Annotated in this window: 16 protein-coding genes; 8 read left to right on the plus strand and 8 right to left on the minus strand. The window is 62.6% G+C overall.

What is annotated here, in order from left to right:
• Positions 1 to 11 precede the first annotated feature (11 nt).
• The 3 genes from hppD to FJ546_RS07485 all read left to right on the plus strand — a co-directional run bounded on the left by hppD (position 12) and on the right by FJ546_RS07485 (position 1,796).
• Complete coding sequence (gene hppD / locus FJ546_RS07475; RefSeq protein ID WP_140888739.1) at positions 12 to 1,127, plus strand: 4-hydroxyphenylpyruvate dioxygenase; 1,116 nt, start codon at positions 12 to 14, stop codon at positions 1,125 to 1,127.
• A gap of 70 nt (positions 1,128 to 1,197) precedes the next feature.
• The gene (locus tag FJ546_RS07480; RefSeq protein WP_023780515.1) at positions 1,198 to 1,422 is read left to right on the plus strand and encodes a type II toxin-antitoxin system prevent-host-death family antitoxin; all 225 of its coding nucleotides are present in this window, start codon (positions 1,198 to 1,200) and stop codon (positions 1,420 to 1,422) included.
• Complete coding sequence (locus FJ546_RS07485; RefSeq protein WP_140888740.1) at positions 1,419 to 1,796, plus strand: type II toxin-antitoxin system VapC family toxin; 378 nt, start codon at positions 1,419 to 1,421, stop codon at positions 1,794 to 1,796. Before FJ546_RS07480 ends, FJ546_RS07485 begins: the two co-directional genes overlap by 4 nt.
• Positions 1,797 to 1,813: 17 nt before the next feature.
• On the opposite strand, the gene FJ546_RS07490 is transcribed toward FJ546_RS07485, so the two are convergent.
• From FJ546_RS07490 to hmgA, 4 genes are all read right to left on the minus strand, one after another.
• A complete protein-coding gene (locus FJ546_RS07490; protein WP_140888741.1) occupies positions 1,814 to 2,350 on the minus strand; it encodes a DinB family protein in 537 nt (178 codons plus the stop codon).
• Between the two features lie 20 nt (positions 2,351 to 2,370).
• Entirely contained in the window at positions 2,371 to 3,384 is a 1,014-nt protein-coding gene (locus FJ546_RS07495; protein WP_140888742.1) for a fumarylacetoacetate hydrolase family protein, read from the minus strand.
• A gap of 91 nt (positions 3,385 to 3,475) precedes the next feature.
• A complete protein-coding gene (locus FJ546_RS07500) occupies positions 3,476 to 4,330 on the minus strand; it encodes an MBL fold metallo-hydrolase (protein WP_181167867.1) in 855 nt (284 codons plus the stop codon).
• Positions 4,331 to 4,341: 11 nt separating this feature from the next.
• Positions 4,342 to 5,655 (minus strand): homogentisate 1,2-dioxygenase, encoded by a 1,314-nt coding sequence (gene hmgA, locus FJ546_RS07505; protein WP_140888744.1) that lies wholly within the window; start codon positions 5,653 to 5,655, stop codon positions 4,342 to 4,344.
• Between the two features lie 117 nt (positions 5,656 to 5,772).
• Between hmgA and FJ546_RS07510 the strand changes: the two genes are divergently transcribed.
• The gene (locus tag FJ546_RS07510) at positions 5,773 to 6,216 is read left to right on the plus strand and encodes a MarR family transcriptional regulator (RefSeq protein WP_140888745.1); all 444 of its coding nucleotides are present in this window, start codon (positions 5,773 to 5,775) and stop codon (positions 6,214 to 6,216) included.
• A 50-nt stretch (positions 6,217 to 6,266) separates the two neighbouring features.
• Here the strand turns inward: FJ546_RS07510 and tdh are convergent, their stop codons facing one another.
• Positions 6,267 to 7,301, minus strand: coding sequence for an L-threonine 3-dehydrogenase (gene tdh, locus FJ546_RS07515; RefSeq protein ID WP_023672918.1), 1,035 nt, complete (start codon positions 7,299 to 7,301; stop codon positions 6,267 to 6,269).
• Positions 7,302 to 7,353: 52 nt separating this feature from the next.
• Complete coding sequence (locus FJ546_RS07520) at positions 7,354 to 8,541, minus strand: glycine C-acetyltransferase (protein WP_140888746.1); 1,188 nt, start codon at positions 8,539 to 8,541, stop codon at positions 7,354 to 7,356.
• Positions 8,542 to 8,850: 309 nt separating this feature from the next.
• On the opposite strand from FJ546_RS07520, the gene FJ546_RS07525 reads away from it, so the two are divergent.
• Complete coding sequence (locus FJ546_RS07525; RefSeq protein WP_140888747.1) at positions 8,851 to 10,920, plus strand: EAL domain-containing protein; 2,070 nt, start codon at positions 8,851 to 8,853, stop codon at positions 10,918 to 10,920.
• A gap of 104 nt (positions 10,921 to 11,024) precedes the next feature.
• Positions 11,025 to 11,729, plus strand: coding sequence for a polysaccharide deacetylase family protein (locus FJ546_RS07530; protein WP_246686775.1), 705 nt, complete (start codon positions 11,025 to 11,027; stop codon positions 11,727 to 11,729).
• 18 nt (positions 11,730 to 11,747) lie between these two features.
• Here FJ546_RS07530 and FJ546_RS07535 read toward each other — a convergent pair whose 3' ends face one another.
• Positions 11,748 to 12,176 (minus strand): MarR family winged helix-turn-helix transcriptional regulator, encoded by a 429-nt coding sequence (locus tag FJ546_RS07535; protein WP_140888749.1) that lies wholly within the window; start codon positions 12,174 to 12,176, stop codon positions 11,748 to 11,750.
• 115 nt (positions 12,177 to 12,291) lie between these two features.
• Between FJ546_RS07535 and FJ546_RS07540 the strand changes: the two genes are divergently transcribed.
• Positions 12,292 to 12,699, plus strand: a complete 408-nt coding sequence (locus FJ546_RS07540) for a hypothetical protein (RefSeq protein ID WP_095770514.1) — start codon at positions 12,292 to 12,294, stop codon at positions 12,697 to 12,699.
• Positions 12,700 to 12,857: 158 nt separating this feature from the next.
• On the opposite strand, the gene FJ546_RS07545 is transcribed toward FJ546_RS07540, so the two are convergent.
• Positions 12,858 to 14,903, minus strand: a complete 2,046-nt coding sequence (locus FJ546_RS07545; RefSeq protein WP_140888750.1) for an NADH:flavin oxidoreductase — start codon at positions 14,901 to 14,903, stop codon at positions 12,858 to 12,860.
• 136 nt (positions 14,904 to 15,039) lie between these two features.
• Here FJ546_RS07545 and queF point away from each other — a divergent pair, with 136 nt between their 5' ends.
• Entirely contained in the window at positions 15,040 to 15,501 is a 462-nt protein-coding gene (gene queF, locus FJ546_RS07550; protein ID WP_140888751.1) for a preQ(1) synthase, read from the plus strand.
• Position 15,502: the final 1 nt, after the last annotated feature.

Genomic DNA, 15,502 nt, shown 5'->3' on the forward strand with positions numbered 1-15,502 from the left:
GGAGGAATGCCATGGGTCCCTTCCCGCACGACGCCCCGCCCGCCAAGATCAGCAAGGACAATCCTGCCGGCACCGATGGTTTCGAGTTCGTCGAATTTGCGCATCCGGAGCCGCGGAAGCTCGCCGAACTGTTCACCCGCATGGGCTATGCGGCGGTGGCCAGGCATCGCGCCAAGGACATCACCGTCTGGCGCCAGGGCGACATCAACTATGTCGTCAATGCCGAGCCGGGCTCGCATGCGATGAAGTTCGCCGACAAGCACGGCCCGTGTGCCGCCTCGATGGCCTGGCGCGTGGTCGACGCCAAGCACGCCTTCGACCACGCCGTCTCGAAGGGCGCCACGCCTTACGAAGGTGACGACAAGGCGCTCGACGTGCCGGCGATATCAGGCATCGGTGGTTCGCTGCTCTATTTCATCGACGCTTATGGCAAGAAGGGCTCGGCCTATGACGCCGAATTCGAATGGCTCGGCGCGCGCGATCCGCGGCCGCAAGGGGTTGGCTTCTATTATCTCGACCACCTGACCCACAATGTCTATCGCGGCCAGATGGACAAGTGGTGGGATTTCTACCGCGAACTGTTCGGCTTCAAGCAGATCCATTTCTTCGACATTGACGGCAAGATCACCGGCCTAGTCAGCCGCGCCATCACCTCGCCCTGCGGCAAGATCCGCATTCCGCTCAACGAATCCAAGGACGAGACCAGCCAGATCGCCGAGTATCTGAAGAAGTACAATGGCGAGGGCATCCAGCACATCGCGGTCGGCACCGACGAGATCTATGCCGCCACCGACAAGCTGGCCGCCAACGGGCTGAAGTTCATGCCGGGCCCGCCGGAGACCTATTACGACATGTCCTACGCCAGGGTGAACGGCCATGACGAGCCGATCGAGCGGATGAAGAAACACGGCATCCTGATCGACGGCGAAGGTGTGGTCGATGGCGGCGTGACCAAGATCCTGCTGCAGATCTTTTCCAAAACCGTGATCGGCCCGATCTTCTTCGAATTCATCCAGCGCAAGGGCGACGAAGGCTTTGGCGAAGGCAATTTCCGCGCACTGTTCGAATCGATCGAGCAGGACCAGATCAAGCGCGGAGTGATCAAGGTGGACGGCAAGGCGGCGTAGGACCGACCCAATCAGCCTTCTTGCGGCGCGATCAATTATGACCTAAATTATGGTCATAAAGGATCGAACCATGAATGTTTCCATCGCCGAGGCCAAGGCTAAATTGTCGGAACTCGTCAGCCGCGCGGAAGCCGGCGAGGAGATCGTACTCACGCGCCACGGCAAGGTGGCCGCGCGAATCGTACCGCCGGCAGTGGCCGAACCCCTGCCGCGAATCGGCGCCTTGAAAGGCAAGATTTGGATTGCGGACGATTTTGACGAACTCGGTCCCGAGTGGGACGAGTACGTGAAATGATCGCCGGCACGTTTCTCGCCGACACCCATATCATCCTCTGGTCGATTTCAGACGATCGACGTCTAAGCGAGCAACACCGCGCTATCCTGGCTTCTGAAGCGGTGGTGTTCGCGAGCGCGGCAAGTGTTTGGGAAATTGCCATCAAGCGTTCGATCGGAAAGCTCAACGTGCCGGATGATCTGCCGACACTGCTTCCAAGGATGCAATTTCAGCCACTCGCCGTAACTCTCCAGCATGCGAACGCCGTCAGCGGCCTACCCCACCACCATGGTGATCCGTTCGACAGACTGCTGATTGCGCAGGCGCAGGTGGAGAACCTGATCATCCTGACCTCCGACCCGCATTTTGCCCACTACAAGGTCGCTCTGGCCTGATTGGCGAAAAACCGGCCTCACAACCCCAGCCGCTCAACCTCTTCCTCCCTCAGCTTGATGTCGTAGTCGAGCAAAAACTCGTCCAGTTGCGGTGGCACAACCGATGTGCCGGACAGCATGGCGTGCACCTGGCCGCGGTGGTGGATGTCGTGCAGGAAGACATGGGCGAGGATGTCGCCGATCCTTTCAAGGATCATGCCGTCCTCGCGCCGGTCGGTGATGACACGGCGATCGAGATCGGCTTCCGACAGGCCATCGCAGAAGGCGATCAGCCGCCGGTCCGCGGCCACCTGAGCGGCAAACAGCGGCCGCGGTTCGTCGAAGGGCACAAAATCATCATGGGCCGCGGCGCCGACGCCGCCCTCTTCGAGAAAATCGAGATAGAGATAGTCGACCGCGAGGATGTGGTTGAGCGTTGCCTTGATCGACGGGAAAAAGCTGGTGCGCTCGGCCTCGAACTCACCCGGCTTGAGCGCGAGCACGGCGCGATAGAGCCGGTCGTTCGACCAGAGATTGTTGCCGGCCATGCGGCGTAGATGATCCAGAAGATTCACCGCTGAAATCTCCGTATCCCCTATTCCTGGTATTTCTCGACCTTCTGCTCGATGGCGCCGAAGATCGAATGGCCCGTACTGTCTTTCATCTCGATGCGCACCGTGTCACCAAAGCGCAGGAACGGCGTCCTGGGCTCGCCATTCTCAATGGTCTCTATCATGCGCAGCTCGGCGATGCAGGAATAGCCGGCGCCGCCAGCCGAGACAGGCTTGCCCGGCCCGCCGTCGAGCTTGTTGGAGACCGTGCCCGAGCCGATGATGGTGCCTGATGCCAGCGGCCTTGTGCGGGCGGCATGGACGATCAGCGCCGGAAAATCGAAGGTCATGTCGACGCCGGCATCGGCGCGGCCGAACGGCTTGCCGTTGAGGTCGGCAAGCAGCGGCAGGCTGACCTTGCCGCCATCCCAGGCGTCGCCCAGCTCATCCGGCGTCACCGCCACCGGCGAAAAAGCCGAGGACGGTTTTGATTGGAAAAAGCCGAACCCCTTGGCCAGTTCCGGCCCGGTGAGCGCGCGCAACGTGACATCGTTGACCAACATGACCAACCGGATCGCGGCACGCGCTTCATCAAGGCTTGCGCCCATCGGCACATCGTCGACGATGACGGCGACTTCGCCCTCCATGTCGATGCCGAAGGCTTCGTCGGCCATGCGGATCGGATCGCGCGGCGCAATGAAGGAGTCCGAGCCGCCCTGGTAGATCAGCGGGTCGGTCCAGAAGCTCGCCGGCATCTCGACGCCACGCGCTTTGCGCACCAGCTCGACATGGTTCACATAGGCGGAACCGTCAGCCCATTGATAGGCGCGCGGCAACGGCGAATGCGCGTCGTGTTCGTGAAACCGGGCTGACGGCACCGCATTGTTTTCCAGCGATTCCGCTATCGTGCCGAGATGCGGCGAGACCCTGCGCCAATCGTCGAGTGCCGCCTGCAGCGTGCGCGCCAGGAACGAGGCATCGGTGTACTGCGTCAGGTCGCGCGAGACGACGACGAGTTTCCCGTCGCGCGTCCCGTCCTTCAATGTGGCAAGCTTCATGCGGTTTCCTCTCCTTGTGCAGCTTTCACACTGCTTAGTTTCTTTGTCTTGCGCATGATCTTTTCCAAAAACCGGTGTCCACTTTTCGGGATCATGCTAGCGCCACAACAAGGCCGTCGCGGCAGATCGTCAAGTCGCCGGCCCATGTTTTCCTGACAGCGGCAAGCCAGTCGGCCTCGCCGATCTCGGGATCGTCGGCGGGAATGAGGTGGTTGAGCACCAGCTTCTTCACGCCGGCATCGCTGGCGATACGCCCGGCCTCTTCGGCAAGACTGTGGCTGGCGAGCAGATGTTCCTTGAGCCGAGCGCCATTACCGGTTCTGGCAACCAGCCGCTCGATGCCCTCCTCCAGCATGGCTTCATGGACGAGAATGTCGGCATCCTTGGCGAAGTCGGCGAGCGGTGGGAAGAAAGCCGTATCGGCGGAAAAGACCACGCTTTTGCCGCCTTGGTCGAAGCGCAGGGCAAAACAGTCAGTCACCGGCGGGTGATCGACGCGAAGCGCCGTCACCTTCAGGCCGCGTTGGTCGAGCACATGGCCCTCGGCGAATTCGCTGACCGAAACCAGTTCGCGAATATCAGGCCGGCCCTCATCGACGATGCGGATTTCGATGTCGAACTCCATCGCCTGACAGAAGCGCCGCCAATAATGGCCGGTGCCGGGCGGGCCAAGAACGTTGACCGGCGTCGCCAGCCCCGCTGTCCAGGCGGTGTGGACCAGCGATCCGAGTTCCAGCACGTGGTCGGAATGCAGATGGGTGATGAAGATCAGGTCGAGCGCCTTCAGGCTGATCCCGGCATCGACCAGACCGCGCGTCACGCCGAGCCCGCAATCGACGACGATGGCCCGCCCACCGACCTCAAGCAGCGATGAACTCGGCCACGGTCCGCCTGGCCGCAGCGCCGGGCCGCCCTTCGAGCCCAGCAGCACCAGCCGGTCCGGCATTGGCTTGCCGCTCAAGACCAGTCGCCCTCGGGCGTGCCATTGAAGCGCTTCTTCAGGTCGGCCCAGCAGTCGATGTAATTATCCTGCCGGGTTTCCAGTTCGGCGCCGTAGCGGGTCAGCATCTGCGGGAAACGGGTCTCGAACATGAAGGCCATTGTGTTGTCGAGCTTGACGGGTTTCAGCTCCGCGCGCGAGGCCTTTTCGAAGCCAGGCGCATCCGGGCCATGGGCCAGCATCAGATTGTGCAGGCTGATGCCGCCGGGAACGAAGCCTTCCTCCTTGGCATCGTACTGGCCGTGGATCAGCCCCATGAACTCGCTCATGATGTTGCGGTGATACCAGGGCGGACGGAACGTATCTTCCGCCACCAGCCAACGCGGCGGGAAGATGACGAAGTCGATGTTGGCGGTGCCTTCCTCGCCGCTCGGCGCCGTCAGCACGGTGAAGATCGATGGATCGGGGTGATCGAACAGGATGGCGCCGACCGGCGAAAAGGTTGCCAGATCATATTTGTAGGGCGCGTAGTTGCCATGCCAGGCGACGACGTCGAGCGGCGAGTGGCCGATCTCGGTGGCGTGGAAATTGCCGCACCATTTCACGATCAGCCGGCACGGCGTTTCCTTCTCCTCGAACCAGGCGCAGGGCGTCTTGAAGTCGCGCGGATTGGCCAGGCAATTGGCGCCGATCGGGCCGCGGTCGGGCAAGGTCAGCTTGGCGCCGTAGTTTTCGCAGACATAGCCGCGCACTTCAGCATCGATCAGCTCGACCTTGAAGACCAGGCCGCGCGGCAGCACGGCGATCTCGCCGGGCCGAAGCTCGATGACGCCCATTTCGGTGACGAAACGCAGGGCGCCGACCTGCGGCACGATAAGCAGCTCGCCGTCGGCGTTGAAGAAATGATCGTCAGCCATCGAGCGGTTGGCGACATAGACATGGGCCGCCATGCCCGTTTGCCCAAGCACATCGCCAGCCGTGGTGATGCTGCGCATGCCCTGAATGAAATCGGTCGGCTCCTTCGGCATCGGTACCGGGTTCCAGCGATACTGGCCAAGCGTCAGCTCATGATCGCCGACATTGGGCGCGCTCTTCCACAGCGGATAGTTAGCCGGCTTGAAGCGGCCGGTGTGCTTGACGCTCGGCCGGATGCGATAGAGCCAGGAGCGCTCGTTGGTGCCACGCGGCGCGGTAAAGGGCGAACCGGAAAGCTGCTCGGCATAGAGGCCGTAGGCCGACCGCTGCGGCGAGTTCCGGCCTTGCGGCAGTGAGCCGGGCAAAGTCTCGGTCTCAAAATCGTTGCCGAAACCCGGCATGTAGGAAAAGGCCATCCGATCCTCCCTGATTCCGGCTCCAAGCTTCACAAAGCCCAGTCTGCCGATGATATTGACCAAACTGGTTTCATTTGTAACCATCGAAAATGTAACTATCAACGGCCACGGCACGTCATGGAACCCGACATTCTCGAGCTTGAAAGCTTCCTGCCCTACCGCCTCTACCGGCTTGCCGATGCCGTCAGCCGCGAGTTCTCCAGGATCTACCGGGATCGCCACGGCCTGACGCGACCGGAGTGGCGCACGCTTTCAGGGCTCGGCCAGCGCGGCACGATGACGGCGACCGAACTCGGCGAGCAGTCGGCCATGCACAAGACCAAGGTCTCGCGCGCGGTGGCCGAACTCGAGCGGCGGCGCTGGCTGACGCGCACGCCCGACGAAAATGATCGCCGGGTCGAGCACCTTGCACTGACCAAAGCGGGGCTTGCGGCCTATCGCGAGATGGTGCCGCTGGCGAAGGCGTTTGAAAGGGAATTGCTGGCTAGGCTGAGCCACAAGGAGCGGGCCGCGATTGTCAGCGGAGTGGCCGCCCTGGAGGAGGCCTTGGAAGGAAAGTAGCTGATAGGCTGAAGGGACAGCGAAGGACTCGACGTCTCTATCGATACGTCTCACCAGTCCATCACCACCTTGCCCGAACTGCCGCTCCGCATGGCATCGAAGCCGGTCTGGAAGTCGTCGATGCCGATGCGGTGCGTGATCAGACCCGAAACATCCAGCGGCCCCTGCACGAGTGCGATCATCTTGTACCAGGTCTCGAACATTTCGCGGCCGTAGATGCCCTTGAGATGCAGCATCTTGAAGATGACCTTGTTCCAGTCGATCTCGAAGCCGGTCGGCGCAATGCCCAGAATGGCGATCTTGCCGCCATTGTTCATGGTGTCGATCATGTCGCGGAAGGCCGGGGCGGCGCCCGACATTTCGAGGCCGACGTCAAAGCCCTCGGTCATGCCGAGCGCCGGCATGACGTCGCGCAGCTTTTCCTTCGAGGCGTCGACGACATGCTGGACGCCGAGCTTTTTCGCCAGCGCCAGCCGTACCGGGTTGATGTCGGTGATGACCACTTTTCGCGCGCCCACGCATTGGGCGACGAGCGCGCCCATGATGCCGATCGGCCCTGCGCCGGTGACCAGAACGTCCTCGCCGACAAGATCGAAGGACAGTGCCGTATGCACCGCATTGCCCAGGGGGTCGAAGATCGCCGCGATCTCGTCCGGCACGTCGTCGGGGATCGGCACGACATTGTGCTGCGGGATCGCCAGATATTCGCCGAAGGCGCCGGGACGATTGACGCCGACGCCGAGGGTGTTGCGGCACAGATGCCCTCGCCCCGCGCGGCAGTTGCGGCAGTGGCCGCAGACGATGTGGCCCTCGCCAGAGACGCGCTGGCCGACCTTGTATTCGGTGACCGCGGCGCCGAAATCGGCCACCGTGCCGACAAACTCATGGCCGGTCACCATCGGCACCGGCACGGTCTTCTGTGCCCACTGGTCCCAATTGTAGATATGCACGTCGGTGCCGCAGATCGCCGTCTTCTTCACTTTGATCAGCACGTCGTTGGGGCCGATCTCCGGCACCGGCACCTCTTCCATCCAGATGCCTGGTTCGGCCTTGGCCTTCACCAGAGCCTTCATCATGTTCGACATTCTTTTGTCCCTTGAATCTCTTGATCCGGAATCGCTTTTCGGCGCTGGCCGCTCACGAAATCACGCCCAGCTCCCTGCCGACCGCGCCGAAGGCCTCGACCGCCCTGTCGATATCGGCACTGGAATGCGCCGCCGACATCTGCGTGCGGATACGCGCCTGGCCCTTCGGCACCACCGGGAAGGAAAAGCCGATGACATAGATGCCGCGCTTCAGCATGCGCGCCGCCATCTCCTGCGCCAGCGTCGCCTCGCCCAGCATCACCGGTATGATAGGATGATCGGCCCCGGCGAGCGTGAAGCCGAGTTTGCCCATCTGCGACCTGAACCGCGCCGCATTGGCATAGAGGCGCTCGCGCAAGGCATCGCCATTGCGGATCAGCTCGAAGACCTTGATCGAGGCGCCGGCGATCGCCGGCATCAGCGTGTTGGAGAACAGATAGGGTCGCGAGCGCTGGCGCAGCCAGTCGACCACTTGCCTCTTGCCCGAGGTGTAGCCGCCGGACGCGCCGCCGAGCGCCTTGCCCAGCGTACCGGTGATGATGTCCACCCTGCCCTCGACGCCGCAATGCTCGGCCGAGCCGCGGCCTTGTCTGCCGACGAAGCCGACAGCATGGCTGTCGTCGACCATGACCATCGCATCGTATTTGTCGGCGAGGTCGCAGACACCCTTCAGGTTGGCGATGATGCCGTCCATCGAAAACACGCCGTCGGTGGCGATCAGCCGGAAGCGGCAATCCCTGGCTTCCTGCAGCCGCGCCTCGAGATCGGCCATGTCGTTGTTGGCATAACGGAAGCGCTTGGCTTTCGACAGCCGGACGCCATCGATGATCGAGGCATGGTTCAGCGCATCCGAGATGATCGCGTCTTCCTCGCCAAGCAGCGTCTCGAACAAGCCACCATTGGCGTCGAAGCAGGAGCCATAGAGGATGGTGTCTTCCAGGCCAAGGAAGGATGAGATCGTCGCTTCGAGTTCCTTGTGTTCCTCCTGCGTGCCGCAGATGAAGCGCACCGACGCCATGCCGTAGCCATAGCGGTCCAGAGCCTGCGCGGCCGCCTTTCGCAGGTCGGCGCTATCGGCGAGGCCGAGATAGTTGTTGGCGCAGAAGTTCAGCACCTTCTCGCCGCCGACCTCGATCTGCGCAGACTGCATCGAGGAAATCACCCGCTCTGACTTGTAGAGGCCGGCCGATTTGAGCCCGGCGAGCTCGCTGTCGATATGGGAGAGAAAAGCTGCGGTCATGATCGGGCCTCGTTTGACGTGGCCAGGACTGTCGTCCCGCCCGCGCAAAAAATCCATCGCAAAAGCGACGGGATGGGGTGGCCGGGCAGCATCGGATGAGACGCACGGGCACAGCCCAGGCCACCAGTTGGGAACACTCGCGGCAACCAATGTTCAAATGCGGGCCGGCGGCGAAAGGAGCCGATAACCATTTCGCAATCTTTCGGCGTCTTCCCCTTGCCGTCAGGCTGTCGGTTTCCAGTCCTGTTAACGTTTGCGGTTCAATGGTGGTCATACAGGAATCCGTTGGCGAGAGGACCGCCCCCGAACATGTCGCAGCAGCCGGTGCAAACCGTTTCAGGCAAGCTCATATTGCTGATCAAGGCCGGCTATTGGCTGGCGCTGCTGATCATTGCGGCCATGGTGGCGGCCTCCTTCGTCTTGCTGCAGCAGACGATGGCCACGCAGCAGCACAACAACACCTTGCTCGACATTGTCGGTACGCAGAAGACCTTGTCGCAGCGCATCGTCTTCCTGGCCAGTGCAACGGGCGCCGCCTCGCGCGACAAGCGGCCGGCATTGGTCAGCGCACTGAAGCAGGCCACCGCCGAGTTCGAGACCAATTACGATCTGCTGCTCAAGCAGACCGGCGCGGATCCGCAATCGCCGGCCAAGTTCGATGCGAAGTCGATCGAGAGCGTGCTTTTCGCCAAACCCTTCCATCTCGATTATTTCTCGGTCGGGCTGATCGCCAATGGCGACCGTCTGATCTCAGCCCTTGAATCGCAACTCAATCTCGACAATGACGGCTACAAAGGCGGCGCCGAACGCGTCAACCTCGATGCCTCGGTCGCCAACGCCACCTTGTCGGGCTATGCAGCGCTCGGACAGCGCATCAGCGCCGATGCCGACGAGCGCTCCGAAAAGCTGCTCGCGCTGCACCGCACATTGTTCTACGCCACCCTCGGCGTCATCCTGCTGGTGGCGCTGTTCATCTTCAGGCCGATGTCCAACGCGATCCTGCGCAAGACGCGTGAACTGGTCGATGCGCGCAATTCGATGGCCTTCATCGCGGTTCATGACGGCCTGACCGGCCTGCACAACCGCACCTTCCTGACCGATCATTTCGACACGCTGATCAAAGGCGCATACCGCCGGCGCGAACGGCTGGCGGTGGTCCAGCTCGACCTCGACCGCTTCAAGCAGATCAACGATACGCTCGGCCACGCCGCCGGCGACTATGTCCTGGTCGTCACAGCCCAGCGCATGCGCGATTCCTGCCGGGCGTCGGATCTGTGCGCGCGGCTCGGTGGCGACGAATTCGTGATGATCCTCAACGGAGCGGGCAGCACCGAGGACATCAACATGCTGGCGCGGCGCATCCTGGCGCACATCAACGAGCCGATCGCCTTCCGGGGCACCACCATCCTTCCGGGCGCCAGCGGCGGCATCGCCGTCTATCCGATCGATGCCGACAACGCGCAGGATCTGCTCGTCCATGCCGATCTGGCGCTATATTCCGCCAAGAAAATGGGCGGCGGCAACTTCTCGTTCTTCTCGGAGGAGTTGCGCCGCGAGCTCGACTACCGCAAGCAGCTCGAACACGACATCAAGGTCGCGATCTCCGAGCGGGCATTCCAGGTTTATTTCCAGCCGCAGGTTTCCTTGACCGACGGCACGATCAGCGGCATCGAAGCCCTGGTGCGATGGAACCATCAGGAGCGCGGCATGATCTCGCCGGGCGAATTCATTCCGGTCGCCGAGAAATGCGGCTTCATGCCGGAGATCGGCCGCATCGTCATCAGCAAGGCGATCAACGAAGCCGCCGAATGGAACCGCGCCGGGATTGCCTTCGGACGGCTTGCCGTCAATGTCTCGGGCACCGAGCTGCGCGAGCACGATTTCGATGCGTTTCTGTTCGAGACGCTGGAAAAGGCCGGACTGCCGCCGCAGAAACTGTCGCTGGAAATCGTCGAATCCGTCATTCTCGACGATGAGAAGACAGGCATCGCGGCGAAACTGCGTCACATCAGGGCAGCCGGCGTCCACCTGGAACTCGATGATTTCGGCACCGGCTATGCGTCGCTCAGCCACGTCAATCCCAATGAGATCGACCGGCTCAAGATCGATCGCCGCTTCGTCCAGAACATCCATGAGAACGGCGACAACTCGAAGATCGTGCGCGCCATCACCGAGCTTGCCCGGGGGCTGGGCATCTCCATCGTCGCCGAGGGTGCTGAAACCGAGGCCGAACTCGAGTCGCTGATGGCGATCGGCTGCGACCAGGTACAGGGCTATTCCATCGCCTTTCCGATGCCGCAAGACAAGGCGCTGGAATGGCTGACCGCCCGCATGCCGAAGAAGGCCAAGCTGCGGGTCTTGCAGGGCAGCCTGGCGTAACTGCCCGCCTTGACAACCAGCCGCCGAAATGGCGGCCTGCCGCAAGTGCAGCCGGATCGCTGGAGCTTGTGACATTCTTTCGGCTTGTCCTGGCGGCCATTCTGATGTCCGCGCTGCCGGCCCATGGGGCGGACCGCATCATCTATCTCACCTTCGACGACGGCCCGCTGAACGGCACCAGCAACATCCTCGACGTGCTGCAGGCAGAGCAGGTTCCGGCAACACTGTTCATGGTCGGCATGCATGCCGAGGCCAGCGCGTCCACCAAGGCGCTGGTGCGGCGCGCCAAGGCGATGCCGCTGGTGACGATCGGCAACCACAGCTACAGCCACGCCTATAATCACTACCGGCACTTCTATGGCGACACGGAAGGGGTGGTTGCCGACATGCTCATGGCGAATGCCGTGCTGGGCCTGAAGCCCGCGGTGCATGCACGACTGCCGGGGCGCGATGTGTTCCGGCTGCCCTCTATGTCAAAGGACGACAACTCGCTCGGACCCGCGCAAGCCGGCCGCGAGGACCCCGACTACGAGTTCGTCGCGGCTTCCGGCTTCTATCTCTACGGCTGGGATCATGAATGGGTGCACAAGGACAGCGGCGAGCCGGTACAGAGCGTCGATCATCTGGTCAGCGAGATCGATCATCTGTTCGGCTACGGCCACTTCGCCAAGCCGGGCAGGCTGATCCTCTTGATGCATGACGAGATGTTCCAGGACGGTTTTGACGGCAAGACGAAGCTTACCGAGCTGATCACCGCGCTGAAGCTGCGCCATTACGCCTTCGGAGCGATCCCGAATTATGACAACTGAGCCGATGGTTCGGTATTCCTAGCTTTCGACATTGTTGCGCAGCGCCGCAAGTACCTGCGCAAACTCCGCCAGGCGCTCGTCGGGCAGCCCCATGCGAAGCCGCCTGTCGAAGGCAAGCGCGGCCTGCCGCAACGTCTCGAACAGCGCTTCTCCCGCTTCCGTCAGTTCGACCAGATGGACCCGGCGGTTGACGGGATCGCGGCGGCGCGTCAGCAGGCCCTGCGCTTCCATCGCATTGAGGTGGTGGGTCAGCGTCGCGCCCTGGATGCCGATCATGCCGGCAAGTTCGCGCTGATTGGCGAGCTCGCTCGACTTGACCGACAGCAGGGTGAGCCAGACCGGCAAAGTGCCGCCCGCGTCGACCAAAGCGGCGTCGAAGGCCTGGGCGACAAGCTTGGCGGTGCGGCCGAGGTTCATGCCGATTGGCGGGCGTTCAAAGGGCGTCATTGCCGGACACTAGACGGTGTTTTTCCCAGATGGAACTGACTCCCGCTTTATACATTGACATCGAACTGTTCGATATCTAATTGTTAGATGTCCCGCGGATGAGAGGAGAGCGGTCATGCAATATGTCTACATCGTCGTCATCGGTCTTCACGTCATGGCAGGGGTGTTCTGGGCTGGCACCACCATCACGCTTGCCCGCGATCCCGAGATCAAGGCGGAACGCTTCATCCAGCCGCAGATGGGCGCGGCCGGCATGGTTTTCCTGACCGGGGCGCTCCTGTGGTATTTCTTCCATGGCGCCTATTTCGGCTCGATGGAAATGGTGCTGGCGCTGGGTATCCTGGCCGCTTTCGCCGCCGCCGGCGTACTCGGCGCCATGGTCAGGGCACCCAGCCGGCGGCTTGCCGGCGCCAATGCGGAAATCGAAACGCAACTGCGGGCCAGAATGGCCCTGGGCGAACGCATCGCTGCGTGGCTGCTGGTGGTCACGGTGCTGTGCATGGCGATCGCCAGGATGGTCTGAGCACCGTCCACGCCAAAAGCTCGGAGATCGCACGTTGCCCGGCGATGAGCCAGTGACGTGTGGGCGCGCGGCCAGGCCGGCATACATGGGCTCTCGTATGCAAGTCCGACCGCGCGCCACCAACACCACAAATTGCGCCAGCCCGAGCGGGCCTTGCATCAGAACCGCAAGCCGAACCTGATGCCGTCATAGATGGCGGCGTGAATGTTACGCGAAGCGACCGCATCGCCGATGCGCAGCAGCACGAAGCCTGCTTCAGGGTTGCGTGCCGGGAAAATGTCGCCGCCGCCGACCAGACGTTCATAGTCGATCGCGCCGCCATTCTTCGAAAGCGGCTTCAGGCTGAGGTAGAGATCGTCGAGCGGCGCGGTGCCGTGCTCGACCACCACCTGGTCGACCCTGCGTTCCCCGCGCCAACCGTCGGCAAAGTCCGAAGCGAGTTCGGCGACCAGTTGATTGCCCTCGCGCCGTACCGAACGCAGGCGCGTGTTGATGGTGATGGCGACGCCTTTCTCCTGGAAAGCACGCATATACGGCACGTGGTTCATGCCGCCCATCTCGGGGGCGAAGAAACGCTCCGGCGAGACCAGCTCCAGCCTTGCACCGCTGTTGGCGATCAGTTCGGCCGCCCCCATGCCCTGATGGCCGCCATTGTCGTCAAAGAGCAGAACGTTTTCGGCCGGCTTGACGCTGCCGGCCATGATGTCCCAACTCGACGTGACGAGAGTGTCGCCGCTCGTCAACGGCGGGTTCTGCGGCAGGCCGCCGGTGGCGACCACCACCACATCGGGCGCCAATGCCAGAACATCGTCCTTTTCCGCCCAGGTGTCGTAGCGGATCTCGACGCCGAGCCGGTCGAGTTCGGCCAGCCGCCAGTCGATGATGCCGATCAGCTCCTTGCGGCGCGGATTCTGCGTTGCCAGACGGACCTGGCCACCGGCCTGCGAGGATGCCTCCAGGATCGTGACCTGGTGACCGCGCTCGGCTGCGACACGCGCCGCCTCCAGTCCGCCGGCCCCGGCACCGACGACGACGACTTTCCGCTTCGGCCCTTCGGTCTTGACGATGATGTGCGGAATCTCGGCCTCGCGGCCGGTCGCCGCGTTGTGAACGCAGAGCGCCTCGCCGCCTTCATAGATGCGATCGAGACAATAGGTGGCGCCGACACAGGGGCGGATCTCGTGCTCGCGGCCTTCCATCACCTTCCTGATGATGTGCGGATCGGCGATATGCGCACGGGTCATGCCGACCATGTCGAGCTTGCCGGTGGCGATCGCATGGCGCGCGGTGGCGACATCGGAGATGCGCGCCGCATGAAAGGTCGGGAACTTTGTCGCCGCCCTTACCTCGCCGGCAAAATCGAGATGCGGCGAAGACCGCATGCCGGTCACCGGAATAACCTTGGTCAATGCCGCGTCGCTCTCGATCGAACCGCGGATGATGTTGAGGAAATCGACCTTGCCGGAGCCGGCCAGCCGTCTGGCGATCTCGACGCCTTCCTCCTTCGACAGGCCTTGCGGAAAATCCTCGTCGGCGACCATGCGGATGCCGACGACGAACTTTTCGCCGACTGCCGCGCGCACCGCATCCAGCACCATGTTGGTGAAGCGCAGGCGATTGTCGAGCGAGCCGCCATACTCGTCATCGCGATGATTGGTGGCCGGCGACCAGAAGCCATCCATCAAATGGCCGTAAGCCTCGAACTCGATGCCGTCGAGGCCGGCGGCCTGACAGCGCTGCGCGGCCGACGCATAGTCGGCAACGATGCGTTCGATGTCCCAGTCCTCGATGGTTTTTGGGAAAGCGCGGTGCGCCGGCTCGCGCACCGGCGAGGCCGAGAGCACAGGCAGCCAGTCGGCCTTGTTCCAACCGGTTCGGCGGCCAAGATGGGTGATCTGGATCATCACCTTGCAGTCATGCTCGTGGCAGGCCTCGGCGAGTTCGGCCAGCCACGGCACGATGCGATCATCATAGACATGCAGATTGCCGAAGGCCGCTGGACTGTCGCGTGAAACGATGGCCGAGCCGGCGGTCATGGTCAGCGCCATGCCACCCCTGGCCTTCTCGGCATGGTAGAGCCGATAGCGTTGTTTCGGCATGCCGTCCTCGGAATAGGCCGGCTCGTGGCTGGTCGACATCACCCGGTTCTTCAGCGTCAAATGCTTGAGCTGGTAGGGCTGGAGAAGCGGGTCGTTGCTGGTCATCGTCTTCCTGCGGTTTCAAATTGCGCTGGAGCAGGAGCTGCAGCATTTCCTAATTTAAGCATCGGATTCATCTGAAAACCGCTGCGCACGTTTCTGTCCGATGCTAATGAGCGGCAAAATCGAAGGAACCCCGCCCATGATCGATACCAAAACCCTTACCCAGCTCGGCGCGCACGTCGAGACGCCACAGAGCCCCGAAACAGCGGTCCTGGAAACCGTGCCGTTTTCGCGCGGCGACGGCCCGCCGGCGATCGTACGCTTCACCTGCCCGGAGTTCACCTCGCTGTGCCCGGTGACCGGCCAGCCGGATTTCGCCCATATCGTCATCGACTACGCACCCGATGCGGCTTTGGTGGAATCGAAGTCGCTGAAGCTGTTCATGACCTCGTTTCGCAACCACGGTGCCTTCCATGAGGATTGTACCGTCATGATCGGCCGCCGCATCGTGGCAGCAACCAAGCCGCTATGGTTGCGCATAGGCGGCTATTGGTATCCGCGCGGCGGCATTCCGATCGACGTTTTCTGGCAGACCGGCGCTCCACCTGAAGGCGCCTGGCTGCCGGACACGGGCGTCGCCCCCTATCGCGGGCGCGGCTGAG

The sequence above is a fragment of the Mesorhizobium sp. B2-4-19 genome, assembly GCF_006441315.1.
In the GTDB taxonomy this organism is placed as follows: domain Bacteria; phylum Pseudomonadota; class Alphaproteobacteria; order Rhizobiales; family Rhizobiaceae; genus Mesorhizobium.